This window comes from Pseudomonas sp. Bc-h (assembly GCF_002080045.1).
GTDB lineage: Bacteria > Pseudomonadota > Gammaproteobacteria > Pseudomonadales > Pseudomonadaceae > Aquipseudomonas.
Genome location: NZ_MUIN01000014.1, coordinates 1 through 15,419, shown reverse-complemented (window position 1 = coordinate 15,419; position 15,419 = coordinate 1). Strand labels below are relative to the sequence as shown.

The 15,419-nt window shown below is 57.8% G+C and carries 12 protein-coding genes and 3 tRNA genes; 2 read left to right on the top strand and 13 right to left on the bottom strand.

Annotated elements, in window-relative coordinates:
* Nucleotides 1-146: 146 nt before the first annotated feature.
* The 6 genes from clpX to BWR59_RS26495 all read right to left on the bottom strand — a co-directional run bounded on the left by clpX (nucleotide 147) and on the right by BWR59_RS26495 (nucleotide 4,316).
* Nucleotides 147-1,430: an ATP-dependent Clp protease ATP-binding subunit ClpX gene (gene clpX, locus BWR59_RS26520; RefSeq protein ID WP_081568662.1), complete on the bottom strand. Its 1,284-nt coding sequence runs from the start codon at nucleotides 1,428-1,430 to the stop codon at nucleotides 147-149.
* A gap of 115 nt (nucleotides 1,431-1,545) precedes the next feature.
* Nucleotides 1,546-2,187, bottom strand: a complete 642-nt coding sequence (gene clpP / locus BWR59_RS26515) for an ATP-dependent Clp endopeptidase proteolytic subunit ClpP (protein ID WP_081568661.1) — start codon at nucleotides 2,185-2,187, stop codon at nucleotides 1,546-1,548.
* 90 nt (nucleotides 2,188-2,277) lie between these two features.
* Entirely contained in the window at nucleotides 2,278-3,588 is a 1,311-nt protein-coding gene (gene tig / locus BWR59_RS26510) for a trigger factor (RefSeq protein WP_081568660.1), read from the bottom strand.
* A gap of 373 nt (nucleotides 3,589-3,961) precedes the next feature.
* Nucleotides 3,962-4,046 (bottom strand) — tRNA-Leu (locus BWR59_RS26505).
* Between the two features lie 56 nt (nucleotides 4,047-4,102).
* A tRNA-His gene (locus tag BWR59_RS26500) sits at nucleotides 4,103-4,178 on the bottom strand.
* Nucleotides 4,179-4,239: 61 nt separating this feature from the next.
* Nucleotides 4,240-4,316 (bottom strand) — tRNA-Arg (locus BWR59_RS26495).
* A gap of 309 nt (nucleotides 4,317-4,625) precedes the next feature.
* Between BWR59_RS26495 and folD the strand changes: the two genes are divergently transcribed.
* Complete coding sequence (gene folD, locus BWR59_RS26490; protein ID WP_081568659.1) at nucleotides 4,626-5,480, top strand: bifunctional methylenetetrahydrofolate dehydrogenase/methenyltetrahydrofolate cyclohydrolase FolD; 855 nt, start codon at nucleotides 4,626-4,628, stop codon at nucleotides 5,478-5,480.
* 821 nt (nucleotides 5,481-6,301) lie between these two features.
* Here folD and BWR59_RS26485 read toward each other — a convergent pair.
* From BWR59_RS26485 to BWR59_RS26460, 6 genes are all read right to left on the bottom strand, one after another.
* A complete protein-coding gene (locus BWR59_RS26485) occupies nucleotides 6,302-8,107 on the bottom strand; it encodes an ABC transporter substrate-binding protein (protein ID WP_081568658.1) in 1,806 nt (601 codons plus the stop codon).
* Nucleotides 8,108-8,191: 84 nt separating this feature from the next.
* A complete protein-coding gene (locus BWR59_RS26480) occupies nucleotides 8,192-8,464 on the bottom strand; it encodes a DUF2160 domain-containing protein (protein WP_081568657.1) in 273 nt (90 codons plus the stop codon).
* A gap of 11 nt (nucleotides 8,465-8,475) precedes the next feature.
* Nucleotides 8,476-9,294: a carbohydrate ABC transporter permease gene (locus BWR59_RS26475; RefSeq protein WP_081568656.1), complete on the bottom strand. Its 819-nt coding sequence runs from the start codon at nucleotides 9,292-9,294 to the stop codon at nucleotides 8,476-8,478.
* 10 nt (nucleotides 9,295-9,304) lie between these two features.
* Entirely contained in the window at nucleotides 9,305-10,171 is an 867-nt protein-coding gene (locus BWR59_RS26470; RefSeq protein WP_081568655.1) for a sugar ABC transporter permease, read from the bottom strand.
* Nucleotides 10,164-11,294, bottom strand: coding sequence for an ABC transporter ATP-binding protein (locus BWR59_RS26465; protein WP_081568654.1), 1,131 nt, complete (start codon nucleotides 11,292-11,294; stop codon nucleotides 10,164-10,166). The genes BWR59_RS26470 and BWR59_RS26465 overlap by 8 nt, the downstream gene beginning before the upstream one ends.
* On the bottom strand, nucleotides 11,294-12,388 hold the full coding sequence (locus tag BWR59_RS26460) for an ABC transporter ATP-binding protein (RefSeq protein WP_081568653.1): 1,095 nt from the start codon (nucleotides 12,386-12,388) through the stop codon (nucleotides 11,294-11,296). The genes BWR59_RS26465 and BWR59_RS26460 overlap by 1 nt, the downstream gene beginning before the upstream one ends.
* A gap of 354 nt (nucleotides 12,389-12,742) precedes the next feature.
* Here BWR59_RS26460 and BWR59_RS26455 point away from each other — a divergent pair, with 354 nt between their 5' ends.
* A complete protein-coding gene (locus BWR59_RS26455) occupies nucleotides 12,743-14,596 on the top strand; it encodes a sigma-54-dependent Fis family transcriptional regulator (RefSeq protein WP_081568652.1) in 1,854 nt (617 codons plus the stop codon).
* Nucleotides 14,597-15,193: 597 nt separating this feature from the next.
* Here BWR59_RS26455 and BWR59_RS32660 read toward each other — a convergent pair.
* Nucleotides 15,194-15,419: hypothetical protein (locus tag BWR59_RS32660; RefSeq protein WP_218191281.1), on the bottom strand; the 226-nt coding region annotated here is incomplete at its 5' end.

The following is a 15,419-nucleotide window of genomic DNA, read 5'->3' as shown; positions in this document are numbered from 1 at the left end:
GATAGAAATGAGCTGAAAACCAAGATGGGGGTAGCTTCCCTAAAAAACAAGCGCCACATTGAGTTAATGCGAAAGAGACGGTGAAATGCGAAAAGGGCCCCGAGGGGCCCTTTTCTATCCAGTCGCCCGGTGCGAAGCCGCAAGGCTTACGCGTCGGGAGCCGCCTTGGCAGGTGGCTCGCTGTTTTCGTAGATCAACAGCGGCTTGGACGTACCTTCGATCACGCTTTCGTCGATCACCACCTTGCTCACGTCGGTTTGCGACGGGATTTCATACATGGTGTCGAGCAACACGCCTTCGAGGATGGAGCGCAGGCCACGGGCACCGGTCTTGCGCTCCAGCGCGCGACGGGCAACCGACTTGAGTGCGTCAGTGCGGAACTCGAGGTCCACACCTTCCATTTCGAACAGCTTGGCGTATTGCTTGGTCAACGCATTCTTCGGCTCGGTCAGAATCTGCATCAGTGCAGCTTCGTCCAGCTCGTCCAGAGTTGCCAGTACCGGCAGACGGCCCACGAATTCCGGGATCAGACCGAACTTGACCAGATCGTCAGGCTCGACTTCACGCAGGGACTCGCCAACCTTCTTGCCTTCTTCCTTGCTGCGGACTTCGGCGTTGAAACCGATGCCGCCTTTGGTGGAACGATTCTGGATGACCTTTTCAAGCCCCGAGAATGCACCGCCACAGATAAACAGGATGTTACGCGTGTCCACTTGCAGGAATTCCTGCTGCGGATGCTTGCGACCGCCCTGCGGCGGAACGGAAGCCACAGTACCCTCGATCAGTTTCAGCAGGGCTTGCTGCACGCCTTCGCCGGACACGTCACGAGTAATCGAAGGGTTGTCGGATTTGCGCGAAATCTTGTCGATTTCATCGATGTAGACAATACCCATCTGGGCCTTCTCGACATCGTAATCGCATTTCTGCAACAGCTTCTGGATGATGTTTTCCACGTCCTCACCCACATAACCGGCTTCGGTCAGGGTGGTGGCGTCGGCGATGGTGAACGGTACGTTGAGCAAACGCGCCAGCGTTTCCGCCAGCAGGGTCTTGCCGGAGCCCGTAGGGCCGATCAGCAGGATGTTGCTCTTGCCCAGTTCAACGTCGTCGTTTTTCTTGTCACGCTGGTTCAGGCGCTTGTAGTGGTTGTACACCGCTACTGCGAGAACCTTCTTGGCACGCTCCTGACCGATGACGTATTGGTCAAGGATGCCGCTGATTTCTTTCGGCGATGGCAATTTATGCGCGCTGCTTTCTGCCTGTGCTTCCTGCACCTCCTCGCGGATGATGTCATTGCACAGGTCGACGCACTCGTCACAGATAAATACCGAGGGGCCGGCAATCAACTTGCGCACTTCATGCTGGCTTTTGCCGCAGAAGGAGCAATAAAGCAGTTTGCCGTTGTCCTCGCCGTTGCGGGTGTCAGTCATTCGATCGATCCAATCCGGTAGGCTTGCAACACAAGATGAAGGCAATTGCGGGCTTTTTCAAGTCCGCAGGTGGCACGGACGTGCCGACCACCCGGGATTACTGCCTATCAAGCAATCATTTGATCATTTGACGTTTGTCGAGCACCGAATCCACCAGACCGTATTCAGCAGCGCGTTCTGCGCTCATGAAGTTGTCGCGGTTGGTGTCGCGCTCGATGTTTTCCAGCGACTGGCCAGTATGGTGCGCCAGCAGCTCGTTCAGACGCTGGCGAATGTACAGGATTTCCTTGGCGTGAATGTCGATGTCCGACGCCTGCCCCTGGAAACCGCCCAGTGGCTGGTGAATCATCACGCGGGAATTCGGCAGGGCGAAACGCTTGCCCTTGGCGCCGCCAGCCAGCAGGAATGCACCCATGCTGCAGGCCTGACCCATGACAGTCGTGGAAACGTCCGGTTTGATGAACTGCATGGTGTCGTAGATCGCCATGCCAGCGGTCACCGAACCACCTGGGGAGTTGATGTAAAGATGGATGTCCTTGTCCGGGTTTTCCGCTTCAAGGAACAGCAATTGCGCCGAGATCAGGTTGGCCATGTAGTCTTCAACCGGTCCTACCAGGAAGATGACGCGTTCCTTGAGCAGGCGGGAGTAGATGTCATAGGCGCGTTCGCCACGGGCGGACTGCTCGATAACCATCGGGACCAGGCCGCCAGCGGCCTGGATGTCAGAGTTCTGCTGAATATAAGAATTGCGGGACATGTCTCGCATTCACTCCCAAATAGTCATGTCTTGAATACGCATAAGCCAGCGCGAAGGCTGGCTTATGGTGTTTTCGAACGAGAGAGGAAATCAGTCGGCTTGTGGAGCTTCTACCGGCTTGACTGCTTCTTCGTACGAGACCGCTTTATCGGTCACGCTCGCTTTCTGCAAAACAGTATCCACAACTTGTTCTTCAAGCACAACCGAACGCACTTCGTTCATTTGCTGTTCGTTCTTGTAGTACCAGGCTACGACCTGCTCAGGCTCTTGATAAGCGGAAGCCATTTCCTGGATCAGCTCGCGAACGCGGGCTTCGTCAGGCTTGAGGTCGAACTGCTTGACGACTTCAGCAACGATCAGGCCCAGCTCGACGCGGCGCTTGGCCTGCTCTTCGAACAGCTCGGCTGGCAGTTGGTCAGGCTTGATGTTGCCGCCGAACTGTTGAACGGCCTGAACGCGCAGACGGTTCACTTCGTTTTCCAGCAGCGCTTTTGGCACTTCGATCGGGTTGGCGGCCAGCAGACCGTCCATTACCTGGTTCTTGACCTTGGACTTGATCGCCTGACGCAGCTCGCGCTCCATGTTCTTGCGAACTTCGGTGCGGAAGCCTTCGATACCGGTTTCCTTGATGCCGAACTGATTGAAGAAGGTTTCGTTCAGTTCTGGCAGGGTCGGTGCCGATACGGTGTTGACGGTGACGGTGAACTCGGCGGTTTTGCCAGCCAGTTCCAGATTCTGATAGTCCTCTGGGAAAGTCAGATTCAGAACGCGCTCTTCACCCGCCTTGGCGCCAACCAGGCCATCTTCGAAGCCAGGGATCATGCGACCTGAGCCCAGTACCAGCTGAGTGCCGGTAGCCGAGCCGCCAGCGAATGCTTCGCCGTCGATCTTGCCCACGAAGTCGATGTTCAGCTGGTCTTCGTTCGCAGCGGCGCGATCGGCCACTTCGAAGCTGACGTTCTGCTTGCGCAGGATTTCCAGCATGTTGTCCAGATCGGAATCAGCGACGTCAGCGGACAGACGCTCGACGTTCACGGACTCGAAGCCGGCAACGGAGAACTCAGGGAACACTTCGAAAGTAGCGATGTACTCGAGGTCCTTGCCCTTTTCGAAGGTTTTAGGCTCGACGGAAGGTGCGCCGGCCGGGTTCAGCTTTTGTTCGACGACTGCTTCGTAGAAGGTCGCCTGGATCAGGTCGCCCAGTGCTTCCTGACGAGCACCGTCTTCGTAACGCTGGCGGATCACGCTCATAGGCACTTTGCCAGGGCGGAAGCCCGGGATCTTGGCTTTACGTGCGGTCTGCTGCAGACGCTTGTTGACTTCAGTCTCGATGCGCTCAGCTGGCACGCCAATGGTCATGCGGCGCTCGAGAGCGGAAGTGTTTTCAACAGAAACTTGCATGGATATTCCTCGTTGCACAGACGTTAGCCGGCCGTTTCCGACCCCAGAATCAAGGGCAAGCATTCTAGTGGGTCAAACTCAAGAAGTCACCCTACTGAACGAGGGTAAACACAGTGGAGTGCAATCGGGAAAGAAAGGACGAAGATCAAGACCTTCGCGAGCGGTCTGGAACGCACCTTGCGCGCCTCTATATAAAGGAAGCGAAGGCACGACCGAATGTCGATCCAATCCCTGGAAACACTCCGGAAAAGCCCGTCGATGACGGCGTGACAGGCTCGAACCAGCATGAAACCAATACGCTGAAACAAAAAAAGCCGCACTGGGCGGCTTTTCGATCCTCTTGAACACCTTGGCATTCATCGAGGTTTGTAGCTGGTGCGGACGGAGAGACTCGAACTCTCACACCTTGCGGCGCTGGAACCTAAATCCAGTGTGTCTACCAATTCCACCACATCCGCGTTTGATGCGCTTAAAGCAAAGGCGCCAGATTATGAATCTGGCGCCTTTTCGAATATGGGGTGGACGAAGGGGATCGAACCCTCGACAACGGGAGTCACAATCCCGTGCTCTACCAACTGAGCTACGCCCACCATATTGCGTTGTAACCGACGCATTCAACTTGAATGCTACTTGTGCCAAAGCTGCCTGTAATGGCGCACCCGGCAGGACTCGAACCTGCGACCATCCGCTTAGAAGGCGGATGCTCTATCCAGCTGAGCTACGGGCGCTTATTTAATTTGCTTTCTTACGATTACAAATTAAGAGCTTTCAATCACGCTGAGCCGATCTGAACTCTACCTGACTTAATCAACCTTTCGACCTGATCCACCGCTTCCGGCCAATCCTGTGTGGGGTTGTGCCCGACAAGTGCGACGAATCTTATAGACGGTCCCAAAGGTCGTCAACACTTTTTTCTAAAAAATTCAGTTAATTAAAGGGGTTAGCTTATTAAGCAGACCAACCGCCTTTGCCCTTGCCTCAGGTCATGCGAGAATGCGCGCTCTTTTTCCCTCCCTTCCGATGGTTAATCACGCGTAATGACTGCAAAACTAATAGACGGCAAAGCGATCGCAGCCAACCTGCGCCAGCAGATCGCCCAACGAGTCGCCGAACGTCGCGAGCAAGGGCTGCGCACGCCGGGCCTCGCGGTGATTCTGGTCGGCAGCGACCCCGCCTCTCAGGTTTACGTCTCGCACAAACGCAAAGACTGTGAAGAGGTCGGCTTCATCTCCCGGGCCTACGACCTGCCCAGCGAAACCACTCAGACCGAACTGACCGATCTGATCGACAGCCTCAATGACGATCCGGCCATCGACGGCATCCTGCTGCAACTGCCACTGCCCGAGCATCTGGATTCGTCCAGCCTGCTGGAGCGCATTCGTCCGGACAAGGACGTCGACGGTTTCCATCCCTATAACGTAGGCCGTCTCGCCCAGCGTATTCCGCTGCTGCGCCCTTGCACACCGAAAGGCATCATGACCCTGCTGGAAAGCACCGGTGTGGATCTGTACGGCAAGGATGCTGTGGTGGTCGGCGCTTCCAACATCGTAGGTCGCCCGATGGCGATGGAGCTGCTGCTGGCCGGCTGCACCGTGACCGTCACTCACCGCTTCACTCAGGATCTGGCAGGCCATGTGGGCCGTGCCGACCTGGTGGTCGTGGCCGCCGGCAAGCCGGGCCTGGTCAAGGGTGAGTGGATCAAGGAAGGCGCCATCGTTATCGACGTTGGCATCAATCGTCAGGACGACGGCAAGCTGGTCGGTGACGTGGTCTACGAGACCGCCCTGCCCCGCGCCGGCTGGATCACTCCAGTGCCAGGCGGCGTAGGCCCGATGACCCGCGCCTGTCTGCTGGAGAACACCCTGTACGCAGCGGAAACACTGCATAGCTGATTGGCATTGTATGCGTAAGAGAACGGCATCCGGGCGGTGCCGTTTTTTTTGCCCGGCGTTTTTTTGAGGTAGTGAGGTGCTTGGCTGACGCTGTTGTTCTGGCTAACGCCAGACCTGTTTCGACTTCGTCGAGTTACTTGGAAAAGCCCCAAGTAACCAAGGGCTTTTTCTCTTGGTTGGGGTCTGACTTCGTCAGACTTCCCTCACTCCGGTCTCGCTCCGTCGGCCCGGCGTGAATGGCCCATCCATGGGCCACACGCCTCTCGCCGCATCCATGCGGCTCGACCCACTCCACGAGACCTGCGTTCGGCCTGCACCCAAGTCGCGTTTGGTGGTGTCTGGGCTGTCGCGCATTAAGATCAAAAGCAAATCAAAAGCACGACACCGATCCCGTAGCGGTCCGGCTTACCGGCGGTGGGGTCCTTGTGATCGCTGCCGCCGGCAAGCCGGACTGCTACGGGAAGGTGTGGAGTTCTTGAGCGCAAATCTTACTGACGCCACAGATTGCGACTTTGGGAGGCCGAGTGGAGGTATTGCGGAGTGGGCCGAGCGGCATGGATGCCGCGAGAGCCGCATTGGGCCATGGATGGCCCGTTTGCGGCGGGCCCACGGAGCAATGCCGGAGCGAGGGAACCCCGACGAAGGAGGGGCCGGACAGTGGAGCGAAATGGTTTGGTTACTCTGCCAAAACAAAGTAACTCGACGAAGTCGAAACAGGTCTGGCGTTAGCCAGAACAAACGCGTCAGGCCTGACACCTCCATGCCCCGTCGAACACAAAAAAACGGCGCCCATAGGCGCCGTCCCTCTTCATCTCTCACCCTTACTTCTTGGCCGCTTCCCAGCTCTTCAACAGATCCGAGTACGCGATGGTTTCGCCCTTCGGTTTCTCGTTGGCCAGTTTGCGTTGCGGCGCGAGGAAAGCACCGTTGCTCTTCTCGGCTTTGGTGTACCACTCTTCAGCCGATGTTTCCGGGTTCATCTTCGGTGCGCAACCACTGGCATCCTGAACCTTGGAGCGTTCGATGCGGGTCATGATCGCATCCTGATCCTTGGCCAGACCGTCCAGCGCTGCTTGCGCAGTTTTCTCTCCGGTCACCGCCTCCGCTACGTGACTCCACCACAACTGAGCCAGTTTCGGGTAATCAGGAACGTTGGTGCCGGTCGGCGACCATTGAACGCGGGCCGGACTGCGATAGAACTCAACCAGACCACCGAGTTTCGGCGCCAGCGCGGTCATCTCTTTGGAGTTGATGTCCGACTCCCGAATCGGCGTCAGGCCGACGATGGTTTTCTTCAGCGATACCGACTTGGAGGTCACGAACTGCGCGTAGAGCCAGGCAGCGAGACGCTTCTTCTCGTCGGACGACTTGAGGAAGGTCCACGAACCCACGTCCTGATAGCCCAGCTTCATGCCCTCTTTCCAATAAGGGCCTTTCGGCGAAGGCGCCATACGCCATTTCGGCGTGCCGTCGGCATTCATCACCGGCAGGCCCGGCTTGGTCATGTCGGCGGTAAAGGCGGTGTACCAGAAAATCTGCTGAGCAACGTTACCCTGCGACGGAACCGGGCCCGACTCCGAGAAAGTCATGCCCGCCGCTTCCGGCGGCGCATAGGCCTTCAGCCAGTCGATATATTTCTGGGTTGCGTACACGGCGGCCGGGCCGTTGGTGTCGCCACCGCGAGTGATGCTCGAACCAACCGGATGGCAGTCCTCTACGCGAATACCCCACTCGTCAACCGGCAGACCGTTTGGCAGCCCCTTGTCACCGCTGCCTGCCATGGAGAACCAGGCATCGGTGAAGCGCCAGCCCAGGGACGGGTCTTTCTTGCCGTAGTCCATGTGGCCGTAGACTTTCTTGCCGTCGATTTCCTTGACGTCTTCGCTGAAGAACTTGGCGATATCTTCATAAGCCGACCAGTTCACCGGAACGCCCAGCTCATAGCCGTATTTGGCCTTGAATTTCTCTTTCAAGTCAGGACGCTCAAACCAGTCGGCACGGAACCAGTACAGGTTGGCGAATTGCTGGTCGGGCAGTTGGTAAAGCTTGGCCGGGGTGACGACCTTGCCGGATGCGTCTTTGACTTCAGGCGAGGTGGTGAACGAGGTGCCGATGAAGTCCTTGATATCCAGAGTAGGAGAAGTGACTTTGGCACCTTCCGGGCTGGCCATCAGGTCGGTCAGAGACAACGCCTTGCCATAGCGAAAGTGTGTACCGATGAGGTCGGAGTCGTTGACCCAGCCGTCATAAATGCTCTTGTCCGACTGCATGGCGGTCTGCAGTTTCTCGATGACGTCACCTTCCTGCAGCAGGTCGTGAGTCACTTTGATGCCTGTGATTTCGGTGAAGGCCTTGGCCAGGGTTTTCGATTCGTACTCATGGGTGGTCAAGGTTTCGGAAACCACCTTGATGTCCATGCCGCGGAACGGTTCGGCAGCCTTGATGAACCACTCCAGTTCCTTGAGCTGGTCGGCGTCGGACAGAGTAGTCGGCTTGAACTCGCTGGCCGCCCACTTCTTCGCCGCATCTTCGTACTGATCGGCCCATGCCGAAACGCTCAATCCGCTGAGCATCACCATCGTTGCTACCGTCACACTATGTCGCAGCTTGTTTTTCTTATTGAACATAGACACCTCCAGTATTGATTCTTATGTAGTCCCGCTTTGCAAATCCCGCCAGCCCGGCTGCATTGGCAGCAGCCCGCCCGGCCTTCAACCCCAACGCATTACCACCAACAGCCAAACAAGGGACAGCCCGGAGGCGACCCAGATATTCCAGTCGGTCGCGCCGATCACCAGCAGATGCAGGTAGGCGCTACCGAGCAGACCGATGAACAGCCGGTCGCCACGTGTGGTGGCAATCGGCAGGAAACCGCGACGTTCAATGCTCGCCGAGCGCAGCTCCCAGACGGTCATCGCAACCAGAATGGCGGCGATGGACGCAAAGAAGATGGCGGTTGGCAGTGTCCAGGACATCCACTCCATTTTTCGACTCCTCAGACACGACCAAGAGCAAAGCCCTTGACCACGTGATTGCGAACGAACCAGATCACTAGCATGCCCGGCAGGATGGTCAACACCCCCGCTGCCGCCAGCACACCCCAGTCGATCCCCGATGCCGACACCGTGCGCGTCATGACCGCCGCGATGGGCTTGGCGTTGACCGATGTCAGGGTCCGAGCCAGCAACAGCTCGACCCAGGAAAACATGAAGCAGAAGAACGCCGTCACACCGATACCGGAGCCAATCAGCGGAATAAAAATCTTGCCGAAGAACTTGGGAAAGCTATAACCGTCGATGTAGGCCGTTTCGTCGATCTCCTTCGGCACGCCGGACATGAACCCTTCGAGAATCCACACCGCCAGTGGCACGTTGAACAGGCAGTGAGCCAGTGCGACAGCAATGTGGGTATCGAACAGGCCGATGGACGAGTACAGCTGGAAGAACGGCAACAGGAACACCGCGGGCGGCGCCATGCGGTTGGTCAGCAGCCAGAAGAACAGGTGTTTGTCGCCGAGGAAACGATAGCGTGAAAATGCGTAAGCGGCAGGCAATGCGACGCTCAGCGATATCACGGTATTCAGGCAAACGTAGTACAGCGAGTTGATGTACCCGCTGTACCAGCTCTCGTCGGTGAAGATGACCTTGTAGTTGGCAAGGGTGAAATCCTGTGGAAACAACGTCAGACCGCCGAGGATTTCGGTGTTGGTCTTGAACGACATGTTCACCAGCCAGTAGATCGGTACCAGCAGAAACAGCAGGTAGATCCACAGCGGTACGATCTTTTTCCACGGCGACGTTTCGCGCTTCTTCATGAGCCGTTCCTCAGTTCTTTTCGCCGTGGGTCATCGCGGTGTAGAACACCCACGAGACCAACAGAATGATCAGGAAATACACCAGCGAGAATGCCGCCGCCGGGCCCAGGTCGAATTGCCCCAGCGCCATGGTGGTCAGGGTCTGGCTGAGGAAGGTCGTCGAGTTGCCAGGCCCGCCACCGGTGAGCACGAACGGCTCGGTGTAGATCATGAAGCTGTCCATGAAGCGCAGCATCACGGCGATCAGCAGCACGCTCTTCATCTTCGGCAACTGGATGTGTCGGAACACCGCCCAGTTGGATGCACGGTCGATCCGCGCGGCCTGGTAGTACACGTCCGGAATCGCACGCAGCCCCGAGTAGCAGAGCAACGCCACCAGAGAGGTCCAGTGCCATACGTCGATAACCAGCACCGTCACCCAGGCGTCGGACGCGTTGGCCGCGTAGTTGTAGCTGATGTGCAGCACGTTGTTGAGAAACCAGCCCAGTAGACCAATGTCTCCCCGGCCGAAGATCTGCCAGATGGTCCCGACCACGTTCCACGGAATCAGCAGCGGAATGGTCATCACGATCAGGCACAACGAGGACCAGCGGCCCTTGGTCGGCATGGTCAGCGCGATGGCGATACCCAGCGGGATTTCGATCAACAACACGCAGAACGAATAGATGAACTGGCGGAGCAACGAGTCGTGCAGACGCGGATCCTGCAGCACCTGCCTGAACCAGTCGGCACCGACGAAATAACGGCTGGACTGGTCGAAAATGTCCTGCACCGAGTAGTTGACCACGGTCATCATCGGAATGATGGCGCTGAACGCTACCAGCAGAAACACCGGCAGCACCAGCCACCAGGCCTTGTTGTTCTGCACCTTACTCATGGGGCACCTCGCTGGCCGGCAATTGGTTCACAGCCGCTTCAAGCAGAAATTCGTCGGCGTAGAGCATCAGCCACTGGGCCGGAAAACTGATCCAGGCCTGGCCTTGCGGCACCGGCTTGTCTTCCTGCAGGCGGACCTTGAGCGACTGCCCGGCCAGGTCCAGGGTGAGGATTTTGTAGGTACCCAGGTCTTCGACGTAGGTCACATCGGCACACATGGCGTCATCGAATGGCCCGTCCCAGACATGCACGAACTCCGGACGGATTCCGACCTTGAGGGTGGTCCACTGCGTCGAAGCCAGACGCTGTTGCAGCGCATCCGGCAATGGCAGATGAATCCCTCCGAAACCGACACCACCCGCCTCGGGCTTGACCTCGATCAGGTTCATGCCAGGGCTGCCAATGAAGTAGCCGACAAACGTGTGATGGGGTTTTTCGAACAGCTCGCGAGGCGTGCCGAACTGCACGATCTGGCCGCCGTACATCACCGCGATCTTGTCGGCGAAGGTCGAGGCCTCCAACTGATCGTGGGTGACGTAGACCATGGTGATGTTGAACTGCTCGTGGATCTGCTTGAGCTTGCGCCGCAGCTTCCACTTCAGGTGCGGGTCGATCACGGTCAGTGGTTCGTCGAAGAGAATCGCCGACACGTCATCACGCACCAGCCCGCGGCCCATCGACACCTTTTGCTTCTCATCGGCGGTCAGGCCCTTGGCCTTCTTTTTCAGCAGCGGTTGCAAGTCCAGTACGTCGGCGATTTCCTGCACCTTGATCTGAATCTTCGCTTCCGCCATGCCCTGATTGCGCAAGGGGAAGGCAAGATTGTCGTACACCGTCATGGTGTCGTAGACCACCGGAAACTGGAAAACCTGCGCAATGTTGCGCTGCTCCGGCGACATGTCGTTGACCACGGTGGAGTCGAACATCACCTTGCCTTCCGACGGGCTGAGCAGGCCGGAGATGATGTTGAGCAACGTCGATTTGCCGCAGCCCGACGGGCCGAGCAAAGCATAGGCCCCGCCCTGCTCCCAGATGTGGGTCATTTCCCGGATGGCATAGTCTTCAGGGCCACTGGGCGTGGCGCTGTAGCTGTGCGCGAGTTGTTGCAAGCGGATCTCGGCCATCAGGCAACCCTCGCCATGCGCAGGCCCGGTGCCTGGATAAGGCCGCCCTGCTGATCGAATACGAACAGTTTATGAGTCGGGATGTACACGCGAATCGGCGTATCGACGTCGTATTCATGGACACCCGGCAGGTGCAGCACCAGCGAGAAATGCTCATTGCGCACATGCAGGAAGGTTTCCGAGCCGCTGATCTCGGCAAGCTCGACCGTCACTGCCAACTCCAGATCGTCGTCGTTGGAGGGGACCAGACTCAGGTGACTCGGACGCACGCCGAAACCGTACTCGCCATCGCCGATCTTGCGCAGATCGACGTTGAGCGGGAAATGCACGAAATTGGCGAAGCTCACCTCATTGCCGTCGATACGACCGGGCATCAGGTTGATCGGTGGTTCGGAAAACAGCTCGGCGGCCAGCACGGTCTTCGGCTGGTGATAAACCTCGGGGGTCTTGCCGTGCTGGATCAGCCGGCCCTCATGCAGGATTGTCGTGGTACCGCCCAGCGCCAATGCCTCGTTGGGCTCGGTGGTGGCGTACACTGCAATCGTGTTGCGGGTCTCGAACAGCTGGCGCATTTCCTGTCGCAGTTCTTCGCGCAGCTTGTAGTCGAGGTTGACCAGCGGCTCGTCGAACAGGATCAGCTCGGCATCCTTGACCAGCGCACGGGCCATGGCCGTGCGCTGTTGCTGGCCGCCGGAGAGTTCGAGGGGGTAGCGCGTGAGGAATTTTTCAATCCGCAGCATTTTGGCGGTTTCCCGCACGCGGCTTTCGATCTCGTCTTTGGACATCTTCGCCTGGCGCAGGGGCGAGGCGATGTTGTCGTAGACGGTCATGCTCGGGTAGTTGATGAACTGCTGGTAAACCATGGAGACGTTGCGGTGGCGCACCGCAATCTGGGTGACATCTTTGCCATTCATCAGTACTCGGCCGCTGTCTGGCTTGTCCAGACCGGCCATCAAGCGCATCAGGCTGGTCTTGCCTGATAAGGTGCGCCCCAGCAATACGTTGAATGAGCCGGGTTCGAAGCTCAGCGACGCATCGTCGATCCAGATCTGACCGTCGACTGCGCGACTGACGTGCTCAAGCGTGAGAGACATGGCGTGCCCTTTTATCTGTTCTTATTAGGGTGTTGCTCGGGGTGTTGCTCAGGGTGTGGCGTGCTCGGGTCGTGACATTCGTCGACCGCTTGTTGGATAGCGACAATCGTGCCAATCGAGGTTCGTTATCGCGCACATTGGTGAAAGCCCCGAAATAGAGCCATCTGGCATTTTAAGACCGTATGTAAATATTCGTTACTGAACAACAATGAACAGAAAATACTGAACACCTGAACAAAATGAACATTGACTTTGAACAATCCTGAACAACAATGGGTGAACGTTTCGAGCACGGATGCTCTGCCAAAAGCCGTATCCCAAAAACAATAAAAGTATTCGGACGGACTCATGCCCATGGCCACACCCGGCGCATCCGCTGCTCACGACACCATCATTCAGGACTCATGGGCCCGTTGCCGCGAGTTCGGCCTTGACCACCAGTCTCGTCCAGCCTTCGGCCGCTTGCCGGAACAACAGGTTTCGCAACTGCTGGAACGCCACCATTCGTTGGTGCAGACCACTCATCAGCAGGTTCTGCCGTTCTATGAAAACATCCTGAGCAATTCCAATTGTCTGATTCTGCTGGCCGACCAACAGGGTCAAGTACTCAATTCATGGGGGACCAAGCGTTTTGTCGAGCCTGCGCAACAGGCGGGGTTCGTGGCGGGCGCCAGCTGGCTCGAGCGCGGGGTGGGCACCAACGCCATTGGCACGGCGCTGGCCTGTGAACAGGCTGTTCACATTGAGCACGATGAACACTTTCTCAAGGCCAACCGCTTCATGACCGGGTCTGCAGCGCCTATTTTCGATGCGTCGCGGCGGATGATCGCGGTACTCGATGTGTCCAGCGACAGCTTCCTGCCACCCTCCCACACCTTGGGGATGGTGAAGATGATGAGTCAGACCATCGAAAACCGGCTGATCCTCGACCAGTTCCAGAACAGTCACTTTCAATTGACCTTCAACACCGGCCTGAACAACCTGGACAGCCAATGGGCCGGGCTGCTGGTATTCGATGAAAGCGGGCGAATCCTTTGCGGCAACCGCCGCGCCGACAGCTTGCTGGGCGTGAGTCTTTTACAGGTGAATATCGAAAACTTGTTCAAGGCGCCGATTGCGCATCTGCTCGCGCAGCAGGAAGGCCAGCCGTTCGCGCTGCAGGCTTCCGGGCACAACCGTTTTCAATGCCTGATCAAAAGGCCGAAAGCACCGGTGCTGAAACTCAGAACCGTGCAGACACCGAAAAAACCTGAATCCAAAACCGAGACAGGGCCTGGTGTGCTGGAGTCCGGGGACGAGAAGGTGGCAAAGGCAGCCCGTCAGGCTCAGCGTCTTTTAGAGAAGAACGTGCCATTACTGATTCTCGGCGAGACGGGCGCGGGGAAAGAAGTGTTCGTCAAAGCGCTGCATCAGGCCAGCTCGCGCGCCCATCAGCCATTGATTGCAGTGAACTGCGCGGCGATTCCTTCGGAGCTGGTCGAGGCCGAACTCTTCGGTTATGAAAAAGGGGCATTTACCGGAGCTCATCATAAAGGCAGCGTCGGACTTATTCGCAAGGCCGACAAAGGCACGTTGTTCCTGGACGAGATCGGTGACATGCCCCTTCCCGTTCAGGCCAGGCTACTGCGGGTTTTACAGGAGCGCTGCGTACAGCCATTGGGCAGCAGCGAGTTATTTCCCGTGGACATCCGGGTCATTTCCGCCACCCATTGTTCATTGCGCCAACACGTGCAGAGCGGGCGTTTCCGGCAGGATCTTTATTACCGCATCAGCGGTTTGAACCTCGAACTGCCGCCACTTCGCGAGCGCACGGACAAGGCCGAGCTGGTGCGGGCGATCTGGGATCAGCACCGCGAACCGCAGCAGACCGCAGGGTTTGAGCCGTTGGTGCTCGAATTGTTCGAACGCCACCCGTGGCCGGGGAATTTGCGGCAATTGAGTAATGTGATCCAGGTCGCTCTTGCGTTGGCAGACGATCAACCCATTTCCAGCGAACACCTGCCCGAAGACTTTTTTGCCGATCTGGAAATGGAAGGCGAGAACAATGAGCCGGAAGAGACCGCGCTCAACCGCAGGGCCGTGCTGGATACGCCGGAGGAACTGAACGAGTTACTGCAGGCGGCCGGAGGGAATATTTCGCAGCTGGCCAAGCGGCTTGGGGTTAGCCGGAATACTTTGTACAAGCGGCTTCGAGAGCAGGATCAGTAGGCTTGACGCGCAGATCATGACCGCAGCGAAAGCGGTCTGCCTGACACACCGCAATCGCGGCTGTCGCACAGCTCCAGCAGCTCCCACAGGGTTTGTGTCGGCTTCATGATGCTGACATGGCACAACAGTCGATCCCAAACGCTGCCATCGCGCAATAGTCGATCCCAAACTCTGCCATGACGCAATAACTGTGGGAGACGCCGGAGGTCACGACGGCAGCGAAAGCGATCTGCCTGACGCACCGCATTCGCGGCTGTCGCACAGCTCCAGCAGCTCCCTCTGCCATGGCGCAACAGTCGATCCCAAACTCTGCCATGACGCAATAACTGTGGGAGACGCCGGAGGTCACGACGGCAGCGAAAGCGGTCTGCCTGACAYACCGCAATCGCGGCTGTCGCACAGCTCCAGCAGCTCCCACAGGGTTTGTGTCGACTTAAAGATGCTGACATGGCGCAACAGTCGATCCCAGACCCTGTCATGGCGCAATAACTGTGGGAGACGCCGGAGGTCACGACGGCAGCGAAAGCGATCTGCCTGACGCACCGCATTCGCGGCTGTCGCACAGCTCCAGCAGCTCCCTGTGGGAGACGCCGGAGGTCACGACGGCAGCGAAAGCGATCTGCCTGACRYACCGCAWTCGCGGCTGTCGCACAGCTCCAGCAGCTCCCACAGGGTTTGTGTCGGCTTCATGATGCTGACATGGCGCAACATGTCCATCCCAGACTCTGCCATGGCGCAACAGTCGATCCCAAACTCTGCCATGACGCAATAACTGTGGGAGACGCCGGAGGTCACGACGGCAGCGAAAGCGGTCTGCCTGACA

Coding starts and splice junctions, on each gene's coding strand:
- clpX (WP_081568662.1), bottom strand. CDS start 1,430: ATGACTGACACCCGCAACGGCGAGGACAACGGCAAACTGCTTTATTGC.
- clpP (WP_081568661.1), bottom strand. CDS start 2,187: ATGTCCCGCAATTCTTATATTCAGCAGAACTCTGACATCCAGGCCGCT.
- BWR59_RS26470 (WP_081568655.1), bottom strand. CDS start 10,171: ATGAGTAAGGTGCAGAACAACAAGGCCTGGTGGCTGGTGCTGCCGGTG.
- BWR59_RS26455 (WP_081568652.1), top strand. CDS start 12,743: ATGGCCACACCCGGCGCATCCGCTGCTCACGACACCATCATTCAGGAC.
- folD (WP_081568659.1), top strand. CDS start 4,626: ATGACTGCAAAACTAATAGACGGCAAAGCGATCGCAGCCAACCTGCGC.
- tig (WP_081568660.1), bottom strand. CDS start 3,588: ATGCAAGTTTCTGTTGAAAACACTTCCGCTCTCGAGCGCCGCATGACC.
- BWR59_RS26460 (WP_081568653.1), bottom strand. CDS start 12,388: ATGTCTCTCACGCTTGAGCACGTCAGTCGCGCAGTCGACGGTCAGATC.
- BWR59_RS26475 (WP_081568656.1), bottom strand. CDS start 9,294: ATGAAGAAGCGCGAAACGTCGCCGTGGAAAAAGATCGTACCGCTGTGG.
- BWR59_RS26480 (WP_081568657.1), bottom strand. CDS start 8,464: ATGGAGTGGATGTCCTGGACACTGCCAACCGCCATCTTCTTTGCGTCC.
- BWR59_RS26465 (WP_081568654.1), bottom strand. CDS start 11,294: ATGGCCGAGATCCGCTTGCAACAACTCGCGCACAGCTACAGCGCCACG.
- BWR59_RS26485 (WP_081568658.1), bottom strand. CDS start 8,107: ATGTTCAATAAGAAAAACAAGCTGCGACATAGTGTGACGGTAGCAACG.